This is a genomic window from Alkaliphilus peptidifermentans DSM 18978 (assembly GCF_900101495.1).
Lineage (GTDB): Bacteria > Bacillota > Clostridia > Peptostreptococcales > Natronincolaceae > Alkaliphilus_C > Alkaliphilus_C peptidifermentans.
The window spans coordinates 118,872-141,215 of record NZ_FMUS01000008.1; the positions used below are offsets into that span (position 1 = coordinate 118,872).

22 protein-coding genes are annotated in these 22,344 nt (G+C 33.2%); 3 read left to right on the forward strand and 19 right to left on the reverse strand.

What is annotated here, in order from left to right; genetic code table 11:
* Positions 1 to 119: 119 nt before the first annotated feature.
* From BLP68_RS07650 to pdxR, 7 genes are all read right to left on the reverse strand, one after another.
* Positions 120 to 3,416, reverse strand: a complete 3,297-nt coding sequence (locus tag BLP68_RS07650; RefSeq protein ID WP_091541982.1) for a TrmO family methyltransferase domain-containing protein — start codon at positions 3,414 to 3,416, stop codon at positions 120 to 122.
* A gap of 16 nt (positions 3,417 to 3,432) precedes the next feature.
* Positions 3,433 to 4,341 (reverse strand): AraC family transcriptional regulator, encoded by a 909-nt coding sequence (locus BLP68_RS07655; RefSeq protein WP_091541983.1) that lies wholly within the window; start codon positions 4,339 to 4,341, stop codon positions 3,433 to 3,435.
* A 297-nt stretch (positions 4,342 to 4,638) separates the two neighbouring features.
* The gene (deoD, locus tag BLP68_RS07660) at positions 4,639 to 5,352 is read right to left on the reverse strand and encodes a purine-nucleoside phosphorylase (protein ID WP_242876937.1); all 714 of its coding nucleotides are present in this window, start codon (positions 5,350 to 5,352) and stop codon (positions 4,639 to 4,641) included.
* Between the two features lie 298 nt (positions 5,353 to 5,650).
* The gene (locus BLP68_RS07665; RefSeq protein ID WP_091541986.1) at positions 5,651 to 6,001 is read right to left on the reverse strand and encodes a DUF2200 domain-containing protein; all 351 of its coding nucleotides are present in this window, start codon (positions 5,999 to 6,001) and stop codon (positions 5,651 to 5,653) included.
* Positions 6,002 to 6,136: 135 nt separating this feature from the next.
* Positions 6,137 to 6,640, reverse strand: a complete 504-nt coding sequence (locus tag BLP68_RS07670; RefSeq protein WP_176758912.1) for a GNAT family N-acetyltransferase — start codon at positions 6,638 to 6,640, stop codon at positions 6,137 to 6,139.
* Between the two features lie 52 nt (positions 6,641 to 6,692).
* On the reverse strand, positions 6,693 to 7,226 hold the full coding sequence (locus BLP68_RS07675) for a GNAT family N-acetyltransferase (RefSeq protein ID WP_176758913.1): 534 nt from the start codon (positions 7,224 to 7,226) through the stop codon (positions 6,693 to 6,695).
* A 360-nt stretch (positions 7,227 to 7,586) separates the two neighbouring features.
* A complete protein-coding gene (pdxR, locus tag BLP68_RS07680) occupies positions 7,587 to 8,981 on the reverse strand; it encodes a MocR-like pyridoxine biosynthesis transcription factor PdxR (protein ID WP_176758914.1) in 1,395 nt (464 codons plus the stop codon).
* A gap of 115 nt (positions 8,982 to 9,096) precedes the next feature.
* Here pdxR and BLP68_RS07685 point away from each other — a divergent pair, with 115 nt between their 5' ends.
* Positions 9,097 to 10,038 (forward strand): DMT family transporter, encoded by a 942-nt coding sequence (locus BLP68_RS07685; protein WP_091541997.1) that lies wholly within the window; start codon positions 9,097 to 9,099, stop codon positions 10,036 to 10,038.
* Between the two features lie 474 nt (positions 10,039 to 10,512).
* Here the strand turns inward: BLP68_RS07685 and BLP68_RS07690 are convergent, their stop codons facing one another.
* The 9 genes from BLP68_RS07690 to BLP68_RS07730 all read right to left on the reverse strand — a co-directional run bounded on the left by BLP68_RS07690 (position 10,513) and on the right by BLP68_RS07730 (position 18,180).
* Complete coding sequence (locus BLP68_RS07690) at positions 10,513 to 10,947, reverse strand: alpha/beta hydrolase fold domain-containing protein (protein ID WP_091541998.1); 435 nt, start codon at positions 10,945 to 10,947, stop codon at positions 10,513 to 10,515.
* 5 nt (positions 10,948 to 10,952) lie between these two features.
* The gene (locus BLP68_RS07695; RefSeq protein WP_176758915.1) at positions 10,953 to 11,435 is read right to left on the reverse strand and encodes an alpha/beta hydrolase fold domain-containing protein; all 483 of its coding nucleotides are present in this window, start codon (positions 11,433 to 11,435) and stop codon (positions 10,953 to 10,955) included.
* Between the two features lie 28 nt (positions 11,436 to 11,463).
* Positions 11,464 to 12,066: a TetR/AcrR family transcriptional regulator gene (locus BLP68_RS07700; RefSeq protein ID WP_091542004.1), complete on the reverse strand. Its 603-nt coding sequence runs from the start codon at positions 12,064 to 12,066 to the stop codon at positions 11,464 to 11,466.
* Between the two features lie 516 nt (positions 12,067 to 12,582).
* Positions 12,583 to 13,428 (reverse strand): SDR family NAD(P)-dependent oxidoreductase, encoded by an 846-nt coding sequence (locus tag BLP68_RS07705; RefSeq protein WP_207647893.1) that lies wholly within the window; start codon positions 13,426 to 13,428, stop codon positions 12,583 to 12,585.
* Between the two features lie 86 nt (positions 13,429 to 13,514).
* Entirely contained in the window at positions 13,515 to 14,399 is an 885-nt protein-coding gene (locus tag BLP68_RS07710; protein WP_091542008.1) for an AraC family transcriptional regulator, read from the reverse strand.
* Between the two features lie 185 nt (positions 14,400 to 14,584).
* Entirely contained in the window at positions 14,585 to 15,460 is an 876-nt protein-coding gene (locus BLP68_RS07715) for an AraC family transcriptional regulator (RefSeq protein ID WP_091542012.1), read from the reverse strand.
* 8 nt (positions 15,461 to 15,468) lie between these two features.
* Positions 15,469 to 16,578: a C45 family autoproteolytic acyltransferase/hydrolase gene (locus tag BLP68_RS07720; RefSeq protein ID WP_091542014.1), complete on the reverse strand. Its 1,110-nt coding sequence runs from the start codon at positions 16,576 to 16,578 to the stop codon at positions 15,469 to 15,471.
* Between the two features lie 382 nt (positions 16,579 to 16,960).
* The gene (locus BLP68_RS07725) at positions 16,961 to 17,275 is read right to left on the reverse strand and encodes an antibiotic biosynthesis monooxygenase family protein (protein WP_091542017.1); all 315 of its coding nucleotides are present in this window, start codon (positions 17,273 to 17,275) and stop codon (positions 16,961 to 16,963) included.
* Positions 17,276 to 17,358: 83 nt separating this feature from the next.
* Positions 17,359 to 18,180 (reverse strand): helix-turn-helix domain-containing protein, encoded by an 822-nt coding sequence (locus BLP68_RS07730; protein ID WP_176758916.1) that lies wholly within the window; start codon positions 18,178 to 18,180, stop codon positions 17,359 to 17,361.
* A 282-nt stretch (positions 18,181 to 18,462) separates the two neighbouring features.
* Here BLP68_RS07730 and BLP68_RS07735 point away from each other — a divergent pair, with 282 nt between their 5' ends.
* Positions 18,463 to 18,717, forward strand: coding sequence for a DUF2642 domain-containing protein (locus tag BLP68_RS07735; protein WP_207647894.1), 255 nt, complete (start codon positions 18,463 to 18,465; stop codon positions 18,715 to 18,717).
* Between the two features lie 155 nt (positions 18,718 to 18,872).
* Here the strand turns inward: BLP68_RS07735 and BLP68_RS21690 are convergent, their stop codons facing one another.
* Positions 18,873 to 19,031, reverse strand: a complete 159-nt coding sequence (locus BLP68_RS21690; RefSeq protein ID WP_176758917.1) for a hypothetical protein — start codon at positions 19,029 to 19,031, stop codon at positions 18,873 to 18,875.
* A 213-nt stretch (positions 19,032 to 19,244) separates the two neighbouring features.
* Positions 19,245 to 21,182, reverse strand: coding sequence for an ABC transporter permease (locus BLP68_RS07740; RefSeq protein WP_278278203.1), 1,938 nt, complete (start codon positions 21,180 to 21,182; stop codon positions 19,245 to 19,247).
* Here BLP68_RS07740 and BLP68_RS22120 point away from each other — a divergent pair.
* Positions 21,106 to 21,261 carry a hypothetical protein gene (locus BLP68_RS22120; RefSeq protein ID WP_242876940.1) on the forward strand — a complete coding sequence of 52 codons (156 nt, stop codon included), beginning with the start codon at positions 21,106 to 21,108 and terminating at the stop codon, positions 21,259 to 21,261. The two genes, BLP68_RS07740 and BLP68_RS22120, sit on opposite strands and share 77 nt — an antisense overlap.
* A gap of 61 nt (positions 21,262 to 21,322) precedes the next feature.
* Here the strand turns inward: BLP68_RS22120 and BLP68_RS07745 are convergent, their stop codons facing one another.
* Positions 21,323 to 22,033: an ABC transporter ATP-binding protein gene (locus tag BLP68_RS07745; RefSeq protein ID WP_091542025.1), complete on the reverse strand. Its 711-nt coding sequence runs from the start codon at positions 22,031 to 22,033 to the stop codon at positions 21,323 to 21,325.
* Between the last annotated feature and the right edge of the window lie 311 nt (positions 22,034 to 22,344).

Sequence of the window (22,344 nt, forward strand, 5' to 3'; positions counted from 1 at the left end):
GAATTATCACAAGGTTAGTATAGTTTTTTATAAAATAACTATTATAGCTACTTATAAATGGAAAAATACTTAGAAAATTCATGAATTCTCTAATTGTCATATTGATTATTATATGGTACTTACTGTAACCATCCTTCTCTTACAACATATCCACCAAGATCTCCACCCTGTGGCCCCATCTCAATAATCCAATCCCCTTGCTGTATCAGTAAAGGGTTATGCTCTATTACAATTACTGTTGCTCCATTATTTGTAAGCTCCTTCAGGATATACACCAGTTTTTTTATATCTTCGTCATGTAATCCAGTTGTGGGCTCATCAAGTATATATATTGCATCTTGAGTTTTCTCATCACATAATCCTTTTGCTAGTTTTATTCTCTGTGCTTCTCCACCTGACAAGGTTGTAGCACTTTGACCTAACTTAATGTAAGGAAGTCCTACTTTATCCAGCATATCCAGTATCTTAAAGATTTTATCTTCTTCTTTAAATAATTCCTTTACTTCTCTGATTTCAAGCTCCAACAAATCTGAAATTGAATATCCTTTATACTTAACCCCTAAGACCTTCTCCTTATATCTCTTTCCATTGCACCTTGAGCATATGGTGTATATATCCGACATAAAATACATAGGAACTGCTATTTGTCCTGCTCCTTTGCATTCCTCACATTGACCCTTAGTACTATTAAAACTAAAACATTCCTTAGTCAGTTTCTTCTTTTTGGCTTCTTCTAAATTTCCATAAAAATCTCTAATCAAATCGAATACTCCTGTGTACGTTCCAGGATTTGATCTTGGAGTCCTTCCAATCGCTTTTTGACCAACATAATATATATTGCTTATATTTTTAGTGCCAATTATACTATCATAATCTTCAGGTGTATCAAAGCTTTTTCCAAGCTCTTTTAAAACTGCGGGATATAAAGTCTTGGATATAAGACTACTTTTCCCTGAACCACTGACCCCAATCACACATATCAATTTTGATAGGGGAATTGTAATGTCAATATTTTTAAGATTATTAGTCCTTGCACCTTTTATTGATAATTTACTCTCCCCTTTAATCACCTTGTCTTGCACCTGATAAGGAAAATCATCTATATAATCCTTAATCTGACCTTCTACTTCTTCAGCACGCAGCAATTCTCCTCCGTATTGACCAGCTCCTGGACCAATTTCCACTATGAAATCGGCCATATCAATAAATTCTTTTTTATGCTCAACCATCACCACTGTATTATTTAGCTTCTTTAAATCCTTGATGATTCCCATCAGAAATTGAAAATCTTTTGGGTGTAATCCTTTTGATGGTTCATCCATAACATATAGGATATTGGTTAGTCCCGAACCAAATTGTGATGCAATTTTCAGCCTCTGAGCCTCACCACCAGACAATGAAGGGATGCTTCTATCCAGACATAGGTAACTTAATCCAACTTGCTCAAGCCTTTTTAATCTAGTAAGTAGTTTTATAAATATTCCCTTAGTTTTTTCTTTTTCTGTTATAGACAACTTATCATATGTAGTATGACACCAATATTTAAGTCTTGTTATATTCATTTTGGTAGCTTCTGGATATCTTGTAAATCCTATCCTAACTAAACGACCTTCATCCATAAGTCGTTCTCCTTGACACCTACTACATTTTTTCTTAACAATAAAGCGTTCAAAATGAGTCATAGATTTATCTGCATTATTTTCCCTTACCAAACGATTCAAAGTATTGATAACACCTTCCACTGGTCGTGTGATGGTACCCTTTCTACCATTAGTATTCTCATAACTCAAGCTCACTTCCCTTCCTGCTGAGCCATAAAAGAGTTGTCGCTTAAATTCATCAGAAAGATCCTTGAAGGGGACTTCTAAATTCTCCTTCATATCTTCAGCTAATGCAAGAATCTCTCCCCGCATCCAGTTAGCATTAGGCTTTTCCCTATGTTTTCTCAGATTACCCCACCATACAGATGCTCCATCTAATATGGAAATATCAGGGTTGTTTACAATCAGATCTAAATCAACTTGCATTTCCTCACCCAGTCCTTTGCATACAGGACACATATATTCTGTATGATTGTAATTAAATAGAGCTGGAGTGGACTCAAAAAAAATGGTACCGCAACTGCTACATACATTATTTTCTGGCACAGGAATATTACAATGGGGGCATATACCCTCACCTATTGTAGCAAATAATAATCTTAAAAAGTCACTAGTTCTTGTTACAGAGCCAACTGTTGATCTAGGGTTTAAACCTAGCTGTGTCTGTTCAATTGCTATAGATGGCTGTAGTCCCGTTATTTTTCCAACCTTAGTGTCCTTTGAATCATTTACAATAGGTGGGTTGGAAGCAACTAAATCAATAAACTGTTTTTGACTTTCATGATAAATCGTGTCAAAGGCAAGACTTGACTTACCACTTCCGCTAACTCCAGTGATTACTGTAATTTTTTCTTTAGGAATTCTTACAGAAATATCCTTTAAGTTATTAATTGATGCATTTTCTACTATAATTTCATTTTGATTAATGTTTAATTCAAAGCAATCATCACCTTCAAGCTCCTTCAAATATATTACCTCTTCATTGGTAGCTTCTTTTGTTGTTATATCAATTGGCATACTGTTTTCCATTGTTTCTTGAAACACCTTGAATCTTGTCCAATGCTCTAACCATAATGGTACCTTTGCATCATCAAAAACCTCAACCTCACTATAAGGCATAATTTGTAAAACAATAGAGTGCTCAAACCCATCAAAGCCTGATACGACAATATTATGATTATGCGGATCTACATGTAGTACCTTTACAACAGTTGACGCCAGTGGGTTGGGCCTTACCGGAGACCTGGTTGCAAAAATTCCAGACTTCGGGGAATTTTCATAGGGTGGATTACACATACAGCAGCTGCGATATTTTTTGTCATCAAATCTATGAAACCACCAAAGCACACGAATATAATCTCCAGTCTTTATTTTTTCAAGAGTTCCTTTTATTTTATTTCCCGATAGTTTTTCATTTTCATAAAATTGTATTAGTCCCCTATGATTCACAAACAGATACTCTCCAATATGCTCACCTTTGAAGGGGATCATATCGAATATATTTTCTTCGGTACTATCATGAACTCTTTCTTCACATGGGAAATATGGTTTAATATCTACAAGCTCACCTTCTAGAGCTCTACCTTCCACTACCATTTCTCCGCTTTTTTCATTTATTTCCTTCAATACTGCACCATAGCAAATAATTCCTTCTTCACATTTGGTAAAAATAAGGCAATGGCTAAAATGATCTAATTTTATCAACGCATCTCTGAATTCTTCATTTATCACCATTTTTATGATACTATCTGTACCATCAAATTTGCTCTTCAACACTTCATAATTCCCAATAGCAACACACTTAATTTTTTTCATTTAATAATCATTCCTTTCATTTAAGGGGAGCTATTGGAATGAAAATCTCTACAACCCTCCCCTCTTTACCTTCAATAAATCCTTCCAATGGATAATGCTCAAAACATATCCTGTCATCAGGTATATAACCACTCTCCGGCAACCATTTAGAAAACATATAATTCCAAGCACCTTGATACTCATCTTTCTTAAGTAAAAACTTACCAACAGCATATTTTCCGCCTTCTAGATGCATACTTCCAAATTCTCCAACTCCTGCTACATCTTCAGCAATAGACATGCAAACACTGACCCTCAGTTTATTTTCCATTGTCAGATCGCCATAATCATGATATGCAGCAAACCATGCTGATTCCTTCTCGATAAGGTTTTGGGAAGAGGCATAATCATAAAGCTTTGAAAACATACCCATAAACAGATGGGAATCCCCTTTATAGGAGCCAATGTGCCTGATATATATCACCTTTGTGGGTTCCTTTGATCTAATAGATAGGTCTATAGGTATATTATAATGCTCCTTTTCATAAAATACTTTTCCATTTGTGCTATAATTAACCTTAATTAAATCTAAATCATTAAGCTTTCTAATCTGACTTGCATTTATTCCATATCTTTCTTTGAATGCTTTAGCAAATGACGCTTGATTGGAGAATCCAACTGTTAGGGCAATATCTAAAATTGGAAGACTCCTATTGCTACGAATTAGAAAGGCAGCTTTTTCTAGCCGCAATCTCTTAATAAAACTATATAGACTTTCACCCGTTATTTGATGGTAAATCCTTTGAAAATGAAAAACAGAAAAACATGCTATATTAGCTAGCTGTTCTATATGTAACTCATCCTCCAAATGTTTTTCGATATAGTCTTGCACAGCATTAATTTTGGAAATATAGATTTGTCTAGATTCATTAAATATTAATTCCATAGTACACCCCCTAAGTCTCTTTTCCTCTGATCCTCTGCCCCTATGACTTCCTTCAAAGCCTTCTATTCAAATAATATAGGGTTACTAACTTAATCTAATATTAAGTTAGTAACCCTATATATACAGTATCTTATTTACATATTAACATAATTAAAATTCCAACTAAATCTCTTATTAGGATCGACAATAGTAGCCATGCTGAGTACTCTCCTTCTAAGGTGATTCTTATAGGTAATCCTTTCTAATTTCTCAGTAAATAATCTTAAAAGTATACCGTCTACTTTTATTTTATTTTTTCTACTCTGCCATTTCCAAGGCGATCTTCATCATATTGGTAAATGCATTTTGTCGTTCTTCAGAAGTTGTTATTTCTTTAGTTGCAAGGTTGTCGGATACAGTAAGTAAACATGATGCATTCCTTCCAAGGACCTTTGCATTATGGAAAAGTGCAAAAGCTTCCATTTCTACAGCCACACAGCCATACTTCTCATATATTTCCTTATATTCATCAAAATTTTCCCTATAAAATACATCAGAAGTATGAATTCTCTCTATATGAATGGGAATCCCTAATTCATTTGCATAGTTTATAAGACTCCGGTTTAATTCTGGAGTACCCTCTATAATGTCACCTTCATAACCACTTTGCACTTTAGCATAGCTAGATTCACTCCAGGCATCCTTCGCCAATATTACATCATACAATTTGACCTCTGGAGTATACCCTCCGCAGGATCCGATTCGCACTATGTTTTCTACGTCGTAAAACTTGTAAAGCTCATAGGAATAGATCCCTATGCTGGGCATTCCCATACCACTTGCCATAACAGAAATTCTTCTTCCTCTGTAGGTTCCGGTATATCCAAAAACATTTCTAACTTTATTAAACTGTTTTACATCGGCCAAAAATGTATCTACTATGAACTTTGCCCGCAGGGGATCCCCAGGCATTATAACAGTTTTTGCGATTTCATCCTTATTTTTCGATTCTATATGTGGTGTTGGTATCATAATTTTCCCTCCAATTAAAATTTAATATGAAACCATATTATTAAACTAACTAATCTTATAAGCTCTGCTCTTATTAAGCCTTAATGGTAATTCTACCCATCTGAAATTTTACTATAAGTTTAACATACTATGAATAACTCTACAAGGTGCTTATTATAGGGTAAATATAAATGCTAAAGTTTTATTATACCGTATTTCAGGACTGGTTTTTCAGAAGTTTCAAGATTATTTCCAATTCAACAAAAAACACCGAGTCCCTTATATTATTATATATGGAATCAGTGTTCTTCGTTTTTAATTATTTCCGTAAAATCTTATCCATCGCTTTTCCTTTTGCTAACTCATCGATCAGCTTATCCAAATAGCGAATTTCCTTCATAGTTGGTTCTTCGATGTTTTCCACTCGGACACCGCAGACCACCCCTTTGATCAAAGCTCGTGAAGGATTCAGTTGGGGAGCATCCGCAAAGAAGGTCTCAAAGTCTGTCTGTTTTTCCAGTTGCGCTTCTAACTCTTCCTGGCTATATCCAGTCAACCATTGAATAATTTCATCGACTTCAGATTTTGTACGTCCTTTTCTCTCCGCCTTCGCAACATAATGGGGATAGACTTTTGCGAAACTCATTGTATAGATATGATGTTTGCTCATAATATCACCTCTCTTATATTATTTTCTGTAGCTTATCATAAAAGCATTGGGTTTCACTTATGCAAGATTGATAAATAAACCAATAACATAAGGTAATTGGTTCTCAATAAAAATAAAATGAGAATACTACACTAATTAAATTTCATAATAATCTAACTTTGTCTCAAATATTTCCTTCTGCCCTTTAAATTCAAAATTAAGTTTAGATAATACTTTCTTTGATTGAATGTTATCAGGGTATACAATTGCTACTAGCTTCTTATTTGGAAATTTAGTTCTATAATACTGGATGAAATTTTTACCTATTTCTGTAGCATATCCTTTATTCCACTCTCTGTAGTCTAATGCATATAAATATTCTGTTGCATCAAGTTCATTTATGTACTTAACGCCAACTTGACCTATTAGTTTTTTGCTTTCCTTTGATATAACAGCAAAAACACCGATGCCATTTTTTGAAAACTCCTTGATAAAGTAGTTGATAGTATTTCTTGCTTCCTCACTGGTCTTTTGCTTTCTATTACCCAACCACTTATATACATTTTCATCACTAATTAGCTCAATATACTCACATAAATCTGATTCATCAAATTCTCTCATTATCAACCTTTCAGTTTCAAGAATGGTTTTTGTTTTCATAGAAACACCTCCATTATTATACAGAGTCATGCATTATAACTTTTTATTTCCATTATTTTGAATTATTTAAATAATCCTCTTTAACTAGGGCCAATAAAACAATATCTCGATATCTACCATTTAAAAATGACGCCTGCTTCTTAATTCCTTCAACTTTAAACCCACATTTTTCTGCAATTCTCTTGCTACCCAGATTATCCACATCAGCTTCTATTTCAAGTCTATTGATCTGTTTTGATCTAAACATAAAATCAATAAAAAGCTCTAGAGCTTCGCTTGCAAATCCTTTGCCTCTATCGATAGGACGATATATTCTATAGCCTATCTCATAGCCAGGCATGTACCATAGTCCTCTAAAGTAATTCATCTCTCCTAAAATATTGTCTTCCTTGTCTACCATAAGCATTTTTCCAGCATTATCATTCCAAAACCCTGATTGGGCGAATTTGTCTAGAAAGGACTTCTTGGTCTCCAGCATAAGAGGCCAATATTCACCTGTATTAGATAAATCATTTGTAACTGAATAGAGATACTCTAAGTCCTCATCTGTTACTAGCCTTAAGTCAATGTTTTTTCCTTTTATCATTTCCCCATCCTCCTTAGTTTTTAGTACATACATTTAATTCTTTTGCTATTTTATCCTGCTTACAGGACTTGTTAAAGAGCATGGCACATTACACATACATTTACCACATGCATCTCCTGTCCCAATAGAATACTGCGGTATATTGTCATCATAAATTTGGTCATTGTACCTTTTTTTATCTACAAAAGGATATCCATTATTAATTGAATTTGCCCCAGCTACACAATAATCAATGCATTTTTTTTACATAATCTTTAATTAATAAAGCTACATAATCATTCATATTTTTTCCCCTATAAAATTAAAATTCTTACGTCATGAAGTAAAAATCTTCTTTGGTCCATCCATATGAAAATAGATTTATCCCTGTATAATCCGCTTCAATACACTAATCCCTTCTGTTATCATCTTTTCCTCTACATTCCCATAACCAAAAATTAATTGATTTAAATGCTGATCTCTACCAACTGTATATTCACAAACACAGTGTATATTTAGGCCTTCACTTCTTAGTTTATCTAGGTCTTCTTTTGTAAAGGTTTTGTCTCTCCATTGAGCGACTAAATGCATACCTGTAGATTCTCCCATTATTTTTATATGGGGGAAGTTGCTTTTTAGCTCATGAATTAGCAGGTTTTGTCTTCTTTTATAAATTTTCTTCATTTTTCTAATGTGTTTTAGTAATTGTCCTTCTTCAATAAACCTTTCTAGTGCCAGCTGAGTCAAGGTTTCTGTGTGTAGATCAACGATATGCTTCTCTTTACTACAACTGTCAACTAGTTTTTCTGGAAGGATTAAATAACCTATCCTTAGGGCGGGGGATAATATTTTACTGAAGGTTCCTATGTATATAACATTTTCTGGTGCCAGCCCTTGAATAGATGGTATTGGATAGCCTTCATATCGGTATTCACTATCGTAGTCGTCTTCAATTATATAGCAGTTTTTTTGTTTCGCATACTGGATGAGCTCTAATCGTCTTGCAATTGGCATTACACCCCCGAGAGGAAATTGGTGGGAAGGTGTTACTAAGATTAGTTTAGGATGTAGCTCCTGAGGGAGTAATCCCGTTTTTAGTCCCTGCTCATCTACAGGAATCGGCATGCCTATAGCTCCTCTTCTTTCAAAGGATTTTCTAATATCTATATTAGTAGGATCTTCAATGATAAACCTATCACCTTCTTTTAATAGTACTTGAGCTATAATACTGAGGGCTTGTACAGCACCATTAGTAATAATGATTTGGTTTTCGTGACATTTGACTTTTCTCATTTGCTGTAAATAATCTGCCAATGTTTTTCTTAATCTTGGATGCCCTATAGTTTCTGAGTAGCCTAGATCTTTAGTTTCTATTTCTGAACAAATGCTTTTATAAATATGCCCCCATCTATTATGAGGAAAGTAGTCTAGTGCAGGGATACCGGAACGAAAGTTAATTTTTATTGATGCTTCTTGATCTTTTGACGGAATCTGTTTTTGTGGGGATGAACTTTCTTTCAGTATATCTATTTGAAGATCTTCAGTTATATAGGTTCCAGAGCCTTTATGACCTTGTATGTAGCCTTCACTCACTAACTGGTCATAGGCTTCTATAACCACATTTCTAGATACATTGAGCTCTTGTGCTACAACTCTTGTGGAGGGAAGCCTATTGCCCTCCTTTAACTTGCCTGACAATATCGCATCTCGAATCTGGCTATAAATTTGTTGGATTATAGGTATATTAATTTTTTTATCTATTGTAATCCAAATCATTTTCATTCCTCCAAGTGGACCTATGAAATTTAATGAAAAGTGTGCCTACATTACACCACTTTTCTCATGCTATTATAATACCATAAATAAGATTTATTTTAAAAGGAGTGGTTAGATGAAACAATCTTATAGGGCCTTTGTAGAAATGACTTTAGGTATGTTTATATCGGGAAGTGCTGTGGTGGTTGGAAAAATCGTGGTAATGGATATGCCAGTTTTCTTATTTCAAATGTATACCTTATCTATCGCCCTATTATTTTCAGGGATTATTATTTTACTCATGAAAAAAAGCTCTGATTTAGTACAACTTTCTAAAGAAAACTTACTTATTTTATTTTTCCAGGCTTTGATGGGCACTTTCTTGTATCGTGTCTTTCTATTATATGGGCTTCGTTTTACTAGTGCTGGAGAAAGTGGTATTATTCTCAGTACTATTCCAGCTGTCATTACTCTGTTATCTTGGATTTTCTTGAAGGAAAAGATTCACTCAAGTACTATTTTAGGAATACTTCTTTGTATTCTAGGTATTGTCGTTTTTAATTTTATTAATATTAGTACAGATATTACTCTTTCTTATCGTCTAATGGGGAATAGTCTTGTTTTTATTGCTGTACTTGGAGAATCCTTATTTACTCTTTTGAGAAAGAAACTTTCACCTGTGCCATCTCCTATTGTTAGTACCTTTATGGTTTCTTTCTATGGCTTTATCCTTGCTCTGCCTTTTGCTTTATATGAGCAGTATCATTTCAACTTTTCGATTTTAACCTATACCCATTATTTTGCAATATTTTATTACGGTGCTTTTGTTACGGTACTTTCTTTTTCTCTATGGTTTGCTGGAGTATCAAAGGTATCTGCCAGTACAGCAGGTGCCTATTATGGTATTTTCCCTGTAAGTGTATTTCTTCTTTCTTCTTTTATACTAGGTGAACCTATTTATTTTAGGCATATCCTGGTCCTTTTGTTGATTGTTTCTTCAATTATATTACTATCTAAGCAGTCTACTGCTAAAACTAGCCAAATAAAATCTCATCCTGAGACTCATGAAAGTGAATAAATCAACGATTTTCATGAAGGCAAGTCATTACTTGCCTTACTCTACTCCCCTCCATTCATCTGCTCTGTAAACTTTGAAAATACAACTTTTAATAGAAAACCGCCGTTACTTATGATAAGGTTCAACTTAACATTACAACTGCGGTTTTTGTAAAGGCAGCTAAATCCTATGTATTTAGCTTCGCTGTATTTGAACTTCTCCATCAATAGTTCTAAAGAGATCTTTTGATGTACTTATTATAACTCAATACAGTGTATAAATGACTCAACTCCCATATTGGTTTTCTAGATATCTACTTATAACTACAAATAATGCTCTCGTTTTATCATAATGCTCTAGTAAAACTTTAAAAATCTTCTTTTACCTCTAGGTTCTACTAAATTAGTTTGTGATGATTAAAATATCTAGTGTAACTTAGAAAAAAGTCTTAAAATACATAATTTCGTTTTTCTATATTCACGACATTTTTGCTTACTATATATTAAGCTTTTCTCTCAAAAAACTGCAAGTTTCATTTAAAGCTTCTGTGGCTTCAGGAAACATAGGTGCCAGCACTGGAAAACAATGAAACATTCCATTCCAGACCTTTATTTTCACTTCTACCCCTGATTTTTTTGCTTTTTCAGCAAAAAGAACCGAATCATCCCGTAGAGTTTCATCATTACCAACTTGAATGATTATAGGAGGCAGTCCATGCAAGTCACCAAATAACGGTGAAGCATATGGATGTTCTGGATCACCATTACCAACATAATAACTCAAATAGGTTTCATTGGCCCCTTTGGGTGTGCATGGGTCCGCTTTTACACGACTCTTATGGGATTCACCAGATAGTGTCATATCTGTACATGGTGAGAATGTTGCTCCTACAGCAGGCAATGGTATTCCATCATCCTTACACTTTATCATTGTTGCTAATAGAATCCCCCCCCAGCTGAATCCCCTGCAAAGGCTATATTTTCTGCTTTATATCCCTCCTCATGTAACCATTTATATATAGAAACCGAGTCATAAACAGCAGCTGGAGCTGGATTCTCTGGTGCAAGGCGATAATCGAAAACTAAAGCATTTACGCCTAGGTACTTTACAATATTTCCAACTATATTTCGGTGAGATTTTGCATTACCCATTACAAATCCACCTCCATGGAAATAAAGCAATACCTTATCCTGTGGTGCTCCCTTCAGTTCAACCCATTCTGAATAGAAGTCTTTAAACTCCGACTGCCTAAAGGTAATCCCGTCGATTTTTTTTAGCAGCTTTTCTGCCATCTCATCGGTTTCACGTCGTAACTTTTCAATTGATGTGTTTTTGTCTATTATCTCTGATCTTAACTGTCCCTTTAATAGATGCCTATATTTTAGCATAGCATGAAAGATTTTTCCTCTTAAACTCATTAAAAACATCTCCTTTTAAATTCAATAATTATTTAAAAAACATAGATTCAATAAAACCTTTATCAGGTAACCTGCATGGTAATGGTCTTGTAGTATTAAAAATTGCTAATCCATTGATGGTGCTCCAAAAAAGAATTGCTAAATCTAGAGGGTTTCCATCTACAATTGTATTTTCCTCTTGCCCCTGTTCCATGATTTTTGCAAATATTTCATATGGAATATCGCGTTTTTCATTAAGTATTTCTTGTGCTTTTGGGGGTATTGCTGTAGAGTTCATGGCTTGTGCTATTAGACTGCAGGTTTGTCGAAAGCTTTCACTGGTATCAATGGTTTTATAAAGCTCCGTCAGGGTTAAGCTTATTTTTTCCTTAGCCTTCATATCTAAATTATATACATAATATGAAGCCTCATTTATCTTGTCTAATGCATCATCTATTAGGTCAATAAAAATATCATCCTTTGAAGGATAGTACCGGTATAATAAGCCTTGTGATATATTAGCTTCCATTGCAATATCATGAATACGAGTAGCAAACAAACCCTTCTTTGAAAATTGATTTAAAGCAGCTACTCGGATTTTTTCTTTACTTAATTCTCTCTTTTGTTGATTTTTCTCTGTAGTTTTAGTCATCTAAGCACCCTCCTATCTAATAATACTGAATGAATCTTCATTCATTATATATCTAATATATGTTACTTGTCAATATATTCCATAAACATCTTTGCTCTTTTATCTTACTTATATAGAAACACAGAAAAGGACTAAAGTTTATAAGTCTTAGTCCTTTAGAAATTCCTATCTGTTATTAATCTTAAATTATTTTATATCATTCAATACTAATCCTTTTTCTTTTCTGGTGTTTCCTCTTGCGATTGGTGGAGCCACCCTCACCCAACAAAACCCACACATGAAAAAAGCCACATAAAATGTGACTTCTAAACTTCGTTTACCTATCTCTACGTCCCTTTATAACAAACCGTACCCCATGCCAATCTGGCACACTATTTGATATGCCTAGCCTACAGAAAAAACTGTAGTTGTTAATTGTACGGTTCACCATAGCATGGATAACGGCGGTTTCTTATTCTGAAAAGCTTAGTCTGGATAGAAAGGATTCTCTTCCTTATCACCCCAAAATATATTACTTTACCACAGCTCTGACCTTAAGGACTTTGGCTGCTTTCCGTCAATATCAGTAAATCCATAGCGTTCTGCCACTTCCCCAGTAATTAATACCTTTCCTGTGTCTATAATAGCATTTTCATTATTTGCTAAAGCTGCCACACACCTTCCTACAAATTGAGGTGATTCCATTTTACCGAGATCAATGTTGCTATCATACTTTGCGTACTCAATCATCCCTTCAGTACTTACCTGTCCAGGGTACAGAGAGAATACGGGCACTCCATAGTCCTTAAGTTCATAGGCAGTATCAGCTGATAATCTGTCCACCGCTGCTTTGCATACTCCATATGTAACATTATTCATATAACGCCTTCCTCCATAAAATGATATGTTAACAATTAACCCACACTTTTGCTTCATCATAATTTCAGCTGCAAAACTACTAGCAACATAATTTGAACGTACACCTACTGTGAAATTATCATCCCATAATGAAACAGGTTGCTTCCAAAAGGGTGTATTGAAAAAGTACTCTTGCATTGCATGGATACCTCCCCCCCAAGCATTATTTACCAATATATCTAACCTACCCTGTTCTTCTATAACTCTTTTAAATAAAAGTTCTACTTCCTCATCCTTCGAATGGTCACATTTATGTGGAACTCCAACTCCTCCAAGTTTTGTTACTTCTTCTGAAGTTTTATATATATTCGTGTCTTTCAAAAAATGTGGCAATTCCTTACCATCTTCTGTGCGCCCAGTTATATATACCGTAGCGCCATATTCCGCAAGACCCAGTGCAACTCCTTTTCCAACACCTCTACTGGCACCTGTAACAATAGCAACCCTACCCTTAAGACTATTCATAAAAATTTCTCCTTTCAAAACAAAACTATTATAAATATTGACGAAGGTTCCTTCAATATCTATAATAGCTTTTCCTCTTGATAGTTTCATGACATTTCTTGCTGTTTATAAGGTTTTTTTATCGGTACAAGAATCTGAACTTCACTGGTTTTTATATAGTCTTTTTCGAATATATTCAACATCCCCACACCATTGGAATTGAGCTTAATTTCTTTTACCATAATCCATTTATATAGGTCATCAACAAAGGCTTCTCTAATGTCAAACATATCTCCGTAATATATAAATTTTGCATACCATCCTGTGGGTATAGTATATTTTTGCAAACTATTTTCCTCAACTACTAACTCCCCCTTCATACCATAAAACACAGTATATTCACCAGTGTCCTCTCCATGGCAGTTTACCACGGTATATAATCTTTCATGATCAAGCCAATGGGATTTTTGGGATACTTCTAAAAATGTCTCTCCTGTAGATGTCATCAATGCTTTAAACTGTTCATCATGAACATCTACTTCCACAAAAATACCTTCCAAGTGTAATTCATCGAGATATACATAGGTTCCATTCAAAGCTAAGGTTCCTTTGTAATTTACGATATCACGTTCCACTATACTCGCCTTTTTTACTAAATTTTCGTTAATCTTTTCAACTTTACATGCTGAAGGAGAAACACCAAACTGTTTTTTGAAAGCCCGACTAAATACTTCCGGGTATTCAAAACCAAATTCAAAGGCTATATCTGTTACTGATACACCGTTTTCTTTTAGGTAGCTCAGTGATTGTGTCAGCTTTCTTCCCAGTATATATTGTTTTAATGTCATTCCAGATACTGTTTTAAACATTCTATTAAAATGAAATTTAGATATACAGAAATGGCTGGCTAAGTCATCTAGTGACAATTTTTCATGTATATTATCTTCTATATAAGTAATGGTTTCATTTATCAGATTAACGTAATAATTCATCCCATCCCCTACCCTTCACTTCCTATACAGTATTAACCAGATATGTTGCTATATGTAATTAAAATATTCTCTATTAAAGCTCAGTATCCTTTTTATTGTAAGATTTATTAAAAATACGATTCTTTTTAATTGTTTTAATTCCACTGTCTTAATAAGGTCAAAAACCGCAGTTACTTATGAGTGCTTTACTTAATTGGAATGTAAATGTCAACCTCTGATGAGGCATGTTGCCTTCCCTTAAACCGTTCATCATAAAGTTCAAAATCATCCTTAAAATCTAACTCCAGCTTTGAATATGGCACCCAAGTCCCGAATATATAGTTGTAGGTTTCTTTTATAAGATCAATTCTTCCTTTATGGGTAAATACCGCGTACTTTCCACCATCAATAACCTTTTTAATCATGCCATCGGGTATGTTTCTAAAGTCCTCAACTTCCATTGCTATGACTTGACTGTGTAAGGTTTGCTCATTAAATCCCTCATATTTAGTGCTTTCTTCATATTCGCATATACCAAAGCATCTAACATTCTCCATTGTTCCTTTTATTTCTAAGGCTCTTTCCATGAAATCATCCCATAGCTGAGGTAATTGGTTGTTTTCTAATGTTATACGTTTTCTCATTCCCACCACTTTAATGGGTGAAATTTCTTTTATAATAGGCTGGACAGATACATTTTCAAGAAGATGCTTCATTTTTAATATGCTAAGCTCTTTTTTATTCCCCAGCATGCCCTCTATTCTATTTTTTCTATAGTTATGTGGTGAGGCTCTATACACCTTCTTAAAGGCCCTGGTAAAAGCCTCCGCAGATTCAAAACGATAATCAAACGCTATCTCTATAATTTTCTTATCAGTATAAATAAGTGTATATGCTGCTTGTGCAAGTCTTCTTTTACGTATATAATTACCTATGGTTTCTCCTAAAAAAGCTTCAAATACACGCCCAAAATGGTAGTAGGAGTAGCCAATACTTTTAGCTACATCCTCTACCTTTAAATCCTTGCATAGATTTTCTTCAATATACATAATGGCTTTTTCAAATTCATTTATATAGTTCATAAATGCTCCTATATCCATTCGTAGAGTTCTGGTGCCATTCTTTCTCGCTTTACATTCACAAGATATTCTTTATATTTCTCTTTGTGGTCTAGGCTAAAGCTATGCCATTTATTCAGAGCGGTAGATCCAAAGCACACCTCTGCCTTACCCTCTGTTAAATCAAAAATTATGCCTCGAAGGGTTCCAAAAAACTCTTCATAATAGTGGCAGCATAGTCCTTTTGGGTATTCCGTTGATAATAATGTTTTAATATCATCTTTTGTCACTTGCTTTTTAGTGTCTAATGTATTCTTTATTAGCTTATATCTTACCACAGAATGCCTCATGCTTTTAGGCTCAATTGCTTTTAATTCTTCTAAATGCATATGGTTTGTTGAATGCAAATATTGTTCCTCCGCGGTGCTATCAATGGATTTAAAAGCTTTTCGACCCTCCAATGTTTCAATTAAGGTAGCTTTTCCTTTTCTATCTGCAACAATTAAATTAATATTATAAGCGATGGGCATATCCTTTACATAGTCTATAGCCTCATCTACGTCTTTACAATTCTCCAGCAGTGCCCTAATGACCGCCCAAAACTGCAAGCCTACAATCGCTGGTTTTCTTGCATATTTTATATTAGCCACTGGTAAACCTGCAGAGCTTTGACTAACACCAAGACCCCATTCATTCATGCCATCTGTTCTCCCAAACAACGCTATAGTAGAACCAATATGTGCATACCTCCCTTGTATTTTCGTTAAGCAAAAAGTATTATCCTCAAATGCTTCATTAAACTCATAATTTCTAGCTAATAGCACATGTCCCTTCTCTGTTTTTGAAGGCAGTAATGCCATTTGACTGCAGCCTGGCCGCAGGTATGTCATAGCATAATAAATTGTCTTTTTCAAGTCAATGCCTAATGCTTCTGAATATCCAGCAAGCTCTTCATTAATACCAGGACAATATGTGTCAAATAATGCCCTCATGCTTTTTTCCTCTTCATTTGTAAGCTGAAAATCTCCTGCAATTTGATTTTGTATAAAGGCAGGAACTTGTTTGAAATATTCTCCCAATTGTTTACCTACCTCGTAATTACTGCCTATTAATTCACGATAGTACATTTTTAATTGTTCCATTTCTATCCCCTCCATCTCTTTTCTTGCTACTATGAAGGTAACATAATAGAAAAATGAAAACTTGATATTTTCTGCGCTTCTTTTGTTGAGTAACATCTGAAGCCTATGGTTAAGAAAATAATAATATTGAAATAGTTAGAAAATCTGCCAGAGATTCCTTGAACTATTTTGATGAAGTAAGCAAGCTTCAGCTTCGAGGAGTACATGTATTATATAATTTATGTAAAAAGTTAGATTTATTAGATTAGCTAAGAACAAATATTTAGCTGATACTTACATTTAGTTATTTCTTTACTAATGATAAAAAGCATTCTCTGAAAAAACACAAGAATGCCTTAATAAGTATGTAAATACTAGTTTTCTAAACCTTGTCGCCGATTTGTTACTTCTTCCATAACTGGATTTGATTAAAAAATTGCATCTTTACACTAGTTGGATCAATCGCCTTTCTAAATTCTTCTGTAGATGATTCTTTCATCATCAGTTGAACTACTGCATTAAAATCTTCCATAGAAGTCCAATGCTGTATCATTATCCATTTATCGTCTTTCCCTTTGGCTAGTTCCGTATCAATAAACCCCTTTTGTTTAGAATGAAAGTTTTTTTCAAGAAAATCTACAATTCTAATACATTCTTCATAGGGGACATTATCCTTGAATTTAAACTCTACAATCTCCGTTAAAATTTCTTTATTCATTCTTATGAGCACCTCCATAAAATATTTATCTTCAGTATTATTTTAAGACTAGTATACTTTTATGGATAGTAAAAATTCGACACTCAACTATTTAATATTATTTCTTTTACAGAATTTCTTTCATTAATATATCTTGAAGGAGTACAGCCAGTGAAAGATTTAAACTCTTTTATAAAGTGATTCTGGTCATAGTAACCATTTTCATACGCTAATGTAGTTAAATCTATTGTCATATTATTTAGCATTCTATTTATTGTTTTCTGATATCTACTGAGTCTCTGAAATAATTTAGGACTTATCCCAATATATTTTCTAAAATATCTTTCTAGTTGACGTTGATTGATTCCGTACTGAGTGCAAAATTGATCAATGCTATAATTATCAGTGTTGGAATGAAAATTATTAAAAATTTGTATGAGTTTACTCTCTGGTATAAATTTGATATCTATCATGTTCACTAGCACTTCTTCAATAATATCAATCTTATCAATAGTATTTTTAGCCTTCTTGCTATTTTCTTCAATTCTTGAAGTGAATTCAGTGATTAGAGTATCTAATTCTATAGTCATATTTTTATATTCACATAGTGGTTCTTTTATTAATGGATATAATCCTGCTGGGGAAAAAGAAATCCCAATCACATCTAACTTTCCAACTTGATTAATTGTCAAATAACTCTCTCTAATGCCATTAAAATGAGCTCTTTTAGTAACTATTTTCATTTTATTCTCAGAACTATACTCAATAGAAGAAGAAAAGTTTATAATAATATCTATATTGTTTACTGGTAACAATTTATGATTAACTACCACCTGAGTATCGGTTTTCATTATCCAGTAGTATTTAATTAGATAATTTAACATAGGATGACGTGGTTTAATTTTTGTAACATGTAATTTATCCATCCCATTAACCTCCTCCATACAATGCCTAATAGTAGCTCTATACAAAATCACACTTCTACTAATAATACATATCAAAGCTCAAGTCTCTATTGCCTATATCCCTCAGTTTCTTCACATATTGGCTTCCCGCTACTGCTAATATAGCACACAATGCCCGTCTTACTTACCCTTACTCTCACATATAATCTGCAAGCTCTATCTTTTTCTGTCCAAAATGCAACTTTTTCTATAGACATATATATGATATAGTGCAGTAAATTATTTAATGGGGGGGTTGGGATAATGAGTTATCACTTATATCAAATGCCACTAATACAAAATATCCAGCCGATACAATATACTACATTAGTAGATCCTTACGTTTTAGAAACATTAAGGATGATTATAGGTCGATCGGTAGTGATTGAAACAGTTAGAGGAAATCTGCAGGGTATAATAGCAGATGTAAAACCTGATCATGTTGTCGTTAGGTCATATGATAGTGACACTATATTTTATGTTCGTATACAACAAATTGTCCATGTTATGCCGACTTAAAAGGAATGGATTCTTTTTCTTGATGTGGCAATCAGAGATAGTCCTTGCTTTCAGATAAATGAACATTATTATCTAATGCTTTGTAATATTATATTTGGGTTATGAACCGTTTGAAACCGTACCATAACCCAAATACATACTACCAAGCATATAACCTATATAAGTGCTCTTGGAGCAATTTCATTACGCCATGTTTTTGTCTGCATATTGGAAATAGTATCTGTAACTTCTTCACCCACCATAACTGCTATTTCTCCTGTCTTTCCAACTGCAGGTATATATAGTGGTGGAAGTCCCTTTTCTCCCGAAATCAAGAGTCCCTCAACCCATCGGTCTTAAGGAACATAAAGCATGTTTCGTCATTTACTAGAAACTTTCAAACCCCATTGATAGCAGCCTATTTCTTCTCAATCAAAGCAACTGTCTCCAAATGAGCATATTAAAAAACGCATATTAAAAAAATCATTTATGGGGTTTTTAATTTATAGGACTTGCTTTTTGAATATTTATTCTTTCATTTCTGATCCTCACATAACTTCTTTTAAGTATTTCTTCCTGTTAATGATATAAAATAAAATTTGAAACATTAAGCCCCACATAAAAATTATAAAAGCTTTTTTCATATATAATTCTAATATTCCCGAGTTAGAGAATATGACATATAAGAAGTATAGGCCCATTCCTCCTCCTATATTGATCGGTATAAAGAATACTACTCCTAACTCTTTGTAAATCATAGATTTAATCTCTTTTTCCGATACACCTATTCTAGTTAATGATGTCAATCTTTCTTTTTCGTCATCTACATCTGATAGTACTTTATAATATAAAACTACTCCACTAGCTATGACAAATAATAAGCCTATGAATATCATAGTAAATAACACCATTCCATTATTATTCAACTGTAATTTTAGAAGTTCTTCTTTATATACAGGCCTGTATGATTCATCAATACCTCTTTCATTATTTGGTGTTCTCCCCCAAAGATTACCCTCGTTCCAGTATGAATCATCCAGTCCATTTGTATCCCTTAGATAGTGAATTAATGCTTCAAAAGCCTTATCCCCATTTCTAACATTTATTAAGTGTAATTTTTTTAATGAACCCTCCCCTAAGCTTCCTTCTAATACTTCATAATCTTCATTATCTAAAACAAATGCACGACCAGAGAAATATCCTACCGTACCTCTATAATTTGTAAATCGTATACCTTCCTCTACTCTTATCCTGCTTTTATCTAAATATAGGGATGTACTTTCCCCTATAATAGCTTTAAAATCTTCTTTACTTATCATAAAGTTATTTTGTAATGTTATATCCCTAATTTCTTCTCTTTGTTCTTCGTCTATATTAATTAAAATAGATGTTGGGCATTCAAATACCATTCTCTCATTTGATACCATTAAATAAATAGCACCTTTAGGTTTTACATCTACATTAGTAGTCATATGTTCATTATAATTTTTTTCACTTATAACAGGTTGTCTAAAACTGCCAATACTTAATGCCTCACCATTATCTATAAAGGTTGGAACTTCTAAATATTCCAATACATTATATCTATCTATACCACCATTATTTTCATTTATTATATTTGATATTTCTTCTTTTTTAACCCTATTATATTCACTGCTTTCAACAAACATAATATCATATGGATTATCATTATTAATTTCCTCTCTGGTTGTTGCATGTATTGAATAACTAGCCCCTACAAAAAACATTGCTCCAGCTACTAATAATGACAGTATATATATAACATTTTTATATGCCAAAAATCTATGAGATAAATTTGATAAAGTCATTATGTTATTATTATAGAGCCTAGGAAATTTACTAAATGCATATTTAACCATTGAAATAAATGATCCTATTATCACATATGGGCATATTATTATTAAGATAATAAACACCCATATCATATAGGGTTGTTCCTTGAAAATTTCGCCAAATAAAGCATTTGGCAAACAATAAGTTGACATTATTAGTATGACTAAAGAAATAGTTCCTATGAACATCCTGGCTTTTCCTATTTCCTTTTTTTTATGGGATTTTATAACCTCCATTATTGATACTTTCCTTATAAAGATTATATTAAACAAGAAATTAAATACATATATCAGGGTAAAAATACCAATACTCAATAGGATACTTTCATGATTAATCTCATATAGAATTGTAGTTACCCCTAATGCCTTATTTAATCCCATATAAAATAATCTTGAAAATAAAACTCCTCCTGAAATACCTGTCATCAATGCTACAATCATAATACCAAGGTTTTCTATGAATATTAGTTTCGTTAGGTCCTTTGTTGTCATACCTAATGTTAGGTATATTCCAAACTCTTTACCCCTATTTTTTAAAAAGGATATATTGGTATAAGTGATGAAAATTATTGAAAATACTATTGTAGCTATTAATGATAAGATAACAGTATCATATAGTGATGACTTGCCTATACCATTTACTATGCTTGAGTTAAAAATTAAACTGCCATACATATATAACATTGCAATAATTAATGAGTTCACAAAGTAAAAGGATATGTACTTATTAAAATTATAAATAAGGTTTTTTCGTACTATAGAAGAAAAAGTCATTAGCGAATCCCTCCTATAATACTTTGAACTTCTAAAATCTTATCAAAAAACTTTTTCCTATCACCACTTGAGATTATTTCCATTTTCACTTGCCCATCCTTTATAAAAACAACCCTTTTACAAAAAGATGATGCAAATGGATCATGGGTTACCATTAATACTGTACTATTTATGTCCTCATTCATCTTATTCACGATATTCATTATATTATTTGCTGATTTGGAATCAAGATTTCCCGTTGGTTCATCGGCAAAAATTATGTCTGGATCATTTATCAAAGCTCTTGCTGCAGCAACTCTTTGCTTTTCCCCTCCTGAAATGTTATAAGGATATTTTTTCTTTAATTCTTTTATATTAAAAAAGTTCATGAGATCATTAACTTTATTTTCAATAAGCTTGGGGTTTTCCTTATCTAAAATAAGGGGAAGTGCTATATTTTCTTGTACCGTTAAACTATCTAATAAATTAAAGTCCTGAAATATATAGCCCATGTTCTTTCTTCTAAATAAAGCCATTGCATCTTTCTTCATACTACTAATATCTTTATTGTTTATAAATACTTCTCCTGAAGTACCTTTATCAACTCCTGAAAGAATGTTTAAAAGTGTAGTTTTCCCACTTCCACTAGGACCCATTATACCAACAAACTCTCCTTTATTAATAGTAAAACTGGAGTGGTATAGCCTAACTGGACACATATAAATGTACATTGCTCCTGTTTACTTAAAATTACAAACTTAATTGAAATTTTTCTAATTTATCATTTTTAATAAAGTCCATATAATTCTTTTAAAGTTATTTTTTACCATTTGGTACCGTCAATTAACTAGTAATTAGTTATAGGGTCAACTTAAACATATATTTCCAACTAACCGTTTGCTAGTGACATTGAGCCTCTGTGGCTATGGTTCCAATCTTTTGAGGCATCTTATAAATTAATAAAGATTGGCCTCTTATCAAGCCTACCATACCCACACTCAATGTAAATAGTTCGCTACGCCAAACTAATTATGCAGCTTCT

What these genes read in the sequence shown, in the direction of transcription:
- BLP68_RS07690 (WP_091541998.1), bottom strand. Translation starts at nt 10,947, where the DNA reads ATGATAAAGTGTAAGGATGATGGAATACCATTGCCTGCTGTAGGAGCA.
- pdxR (WP_176758914.1), bottom strand. Translation starts at nt 8,981, where the DNA reads ATGATTTGGATTACAATAGATAAAAAAATTAATATACCTATAATCCAA.
- BLP68_RS07705 (WP_207647893.1), bottom strand. Translation starts at nt 13,428, where the DNA reads ATGAATAGTCTTAAGGGTAGGGTTGCTATTGTTACAGGTGCCAGTAGA.
- BLP68_RS07700 (WP_091542004.1), bottom strand. Translation starts at nt 12,066, where the DNA reads ATGACTAAAACTACAGAGAAAAATCAACAAAAGAGAGAATTAAGTAAA.
- BLP68_RS07720 (WP_091542014.1), bottom strand. Translation starts at nt 16,578, where the DNA reads ATGGAACAATTAAAAATGTACTATCGTGAATTAATAGGCAGTAATTAC.
- BLP68_RS07735 (WP_207647894.1), top strand. Translation starts at nt 18,463, where the DNA reads ATGAGTTATCACTTATATCAAATGCCACTAATACAAAATATCCAGCCG.
- BLP68_RS07685 (WP_091541997.1), top strand. Translation starts at nt 9,097, where the DNA reads ATGAAACAATCTTATAGGGCCTTTGTAGAAATGACTTTAGGTATGTTT.
- BLP68_RS07695 (WP_176758915.1), bottom strand. Translation starts at nt 11,435, where the DNA reads ATGAGTTTAAGAGGAAAAATCTTTCATGCTATGCTAAAATATAGGCAT.
- BLP68_RS07655 (WP_091541983.1), bottom strand. Translation starts at nt 4,341, where the DNA reads ATGGAATTAATATTTAATGAATCTAGACAAATCTATATTTCCAAAATT.
- deoD (WP_242876937.1), bottom strand. Translation starts at nt 5,352, where the DNA reads ATGATACCAACACCACATATAGAATCGAAAAATAAGGATGAAATCGCA.
- BLP68_RS07650 (WP_091541982.1), bottom strand. Translation starts at nt 3,416, where the DNA reads ATGAAAAAAATTAAGTGTGTTGCTATTGGGAATTATGAAGTGTTGAAG.
- BLP68_RS07745 (WP_091542025.1), bottom strand. Translation starts at nt 22,033, where the DNA reads ATGTACATTTATATGTGTCCAGTTAGGCTATACCACTCCAGTTTTACT.
- BLP68_RS07710 (WP_091542008.1), bottom strand. Translation starts at nt 14,399, where the DNA reads ATGAATTATTACGTTAATCTGATAAATGAAACCATTACTTATATAGAA.
- BLP68_RS07725 (WP_091542017.1), bottom strand. Translation starts at nt 17,275, where the DNA reads ATGAATAAAGAAATTTTAACGGAGATTGTAGAGTTTAAATTCAAGGAT.
- BLP68_RS07715 (WP_091542012.1), bottom strand. Translation starts at nt 15,460, where the DNA reads ATGAACTATATAAATGAATTTGAAAAAGCCATTATGTATATTGAAGAA.
- BLP68_RS07670 (WP_176758912.1), bottom strand. Translation starts at nt 6,640, where the DNA reads ATGAAAACAAAAACCATTCTTGAAACTGAAAGGTTGATAATGAGAGAA.
- BLP68_RS07665 (WP_091541986.1), bottom strand. Translation starts at nt 6,001, where the DNA reads ATGAGCAAACATCATATCTATACAATGAGTTTCGCAAAAGTCTATCCC.
- BLP68_RS07675 (WP_176758913.1), bottom strand. Translation starts at nt 7,226, where the DNA reads ATGATAAAAGGAAAAAACATTGACTTAAGGCTAGTAACAGATGAGGAC.
- BLP68_RS07730 (WP_176758916.1), bottom strand. Translation starts at nt 18,180, where the DNA reads ATGGATAAATTACATGTTACAAAAATTAAACCACGTCATCCTATGTTA.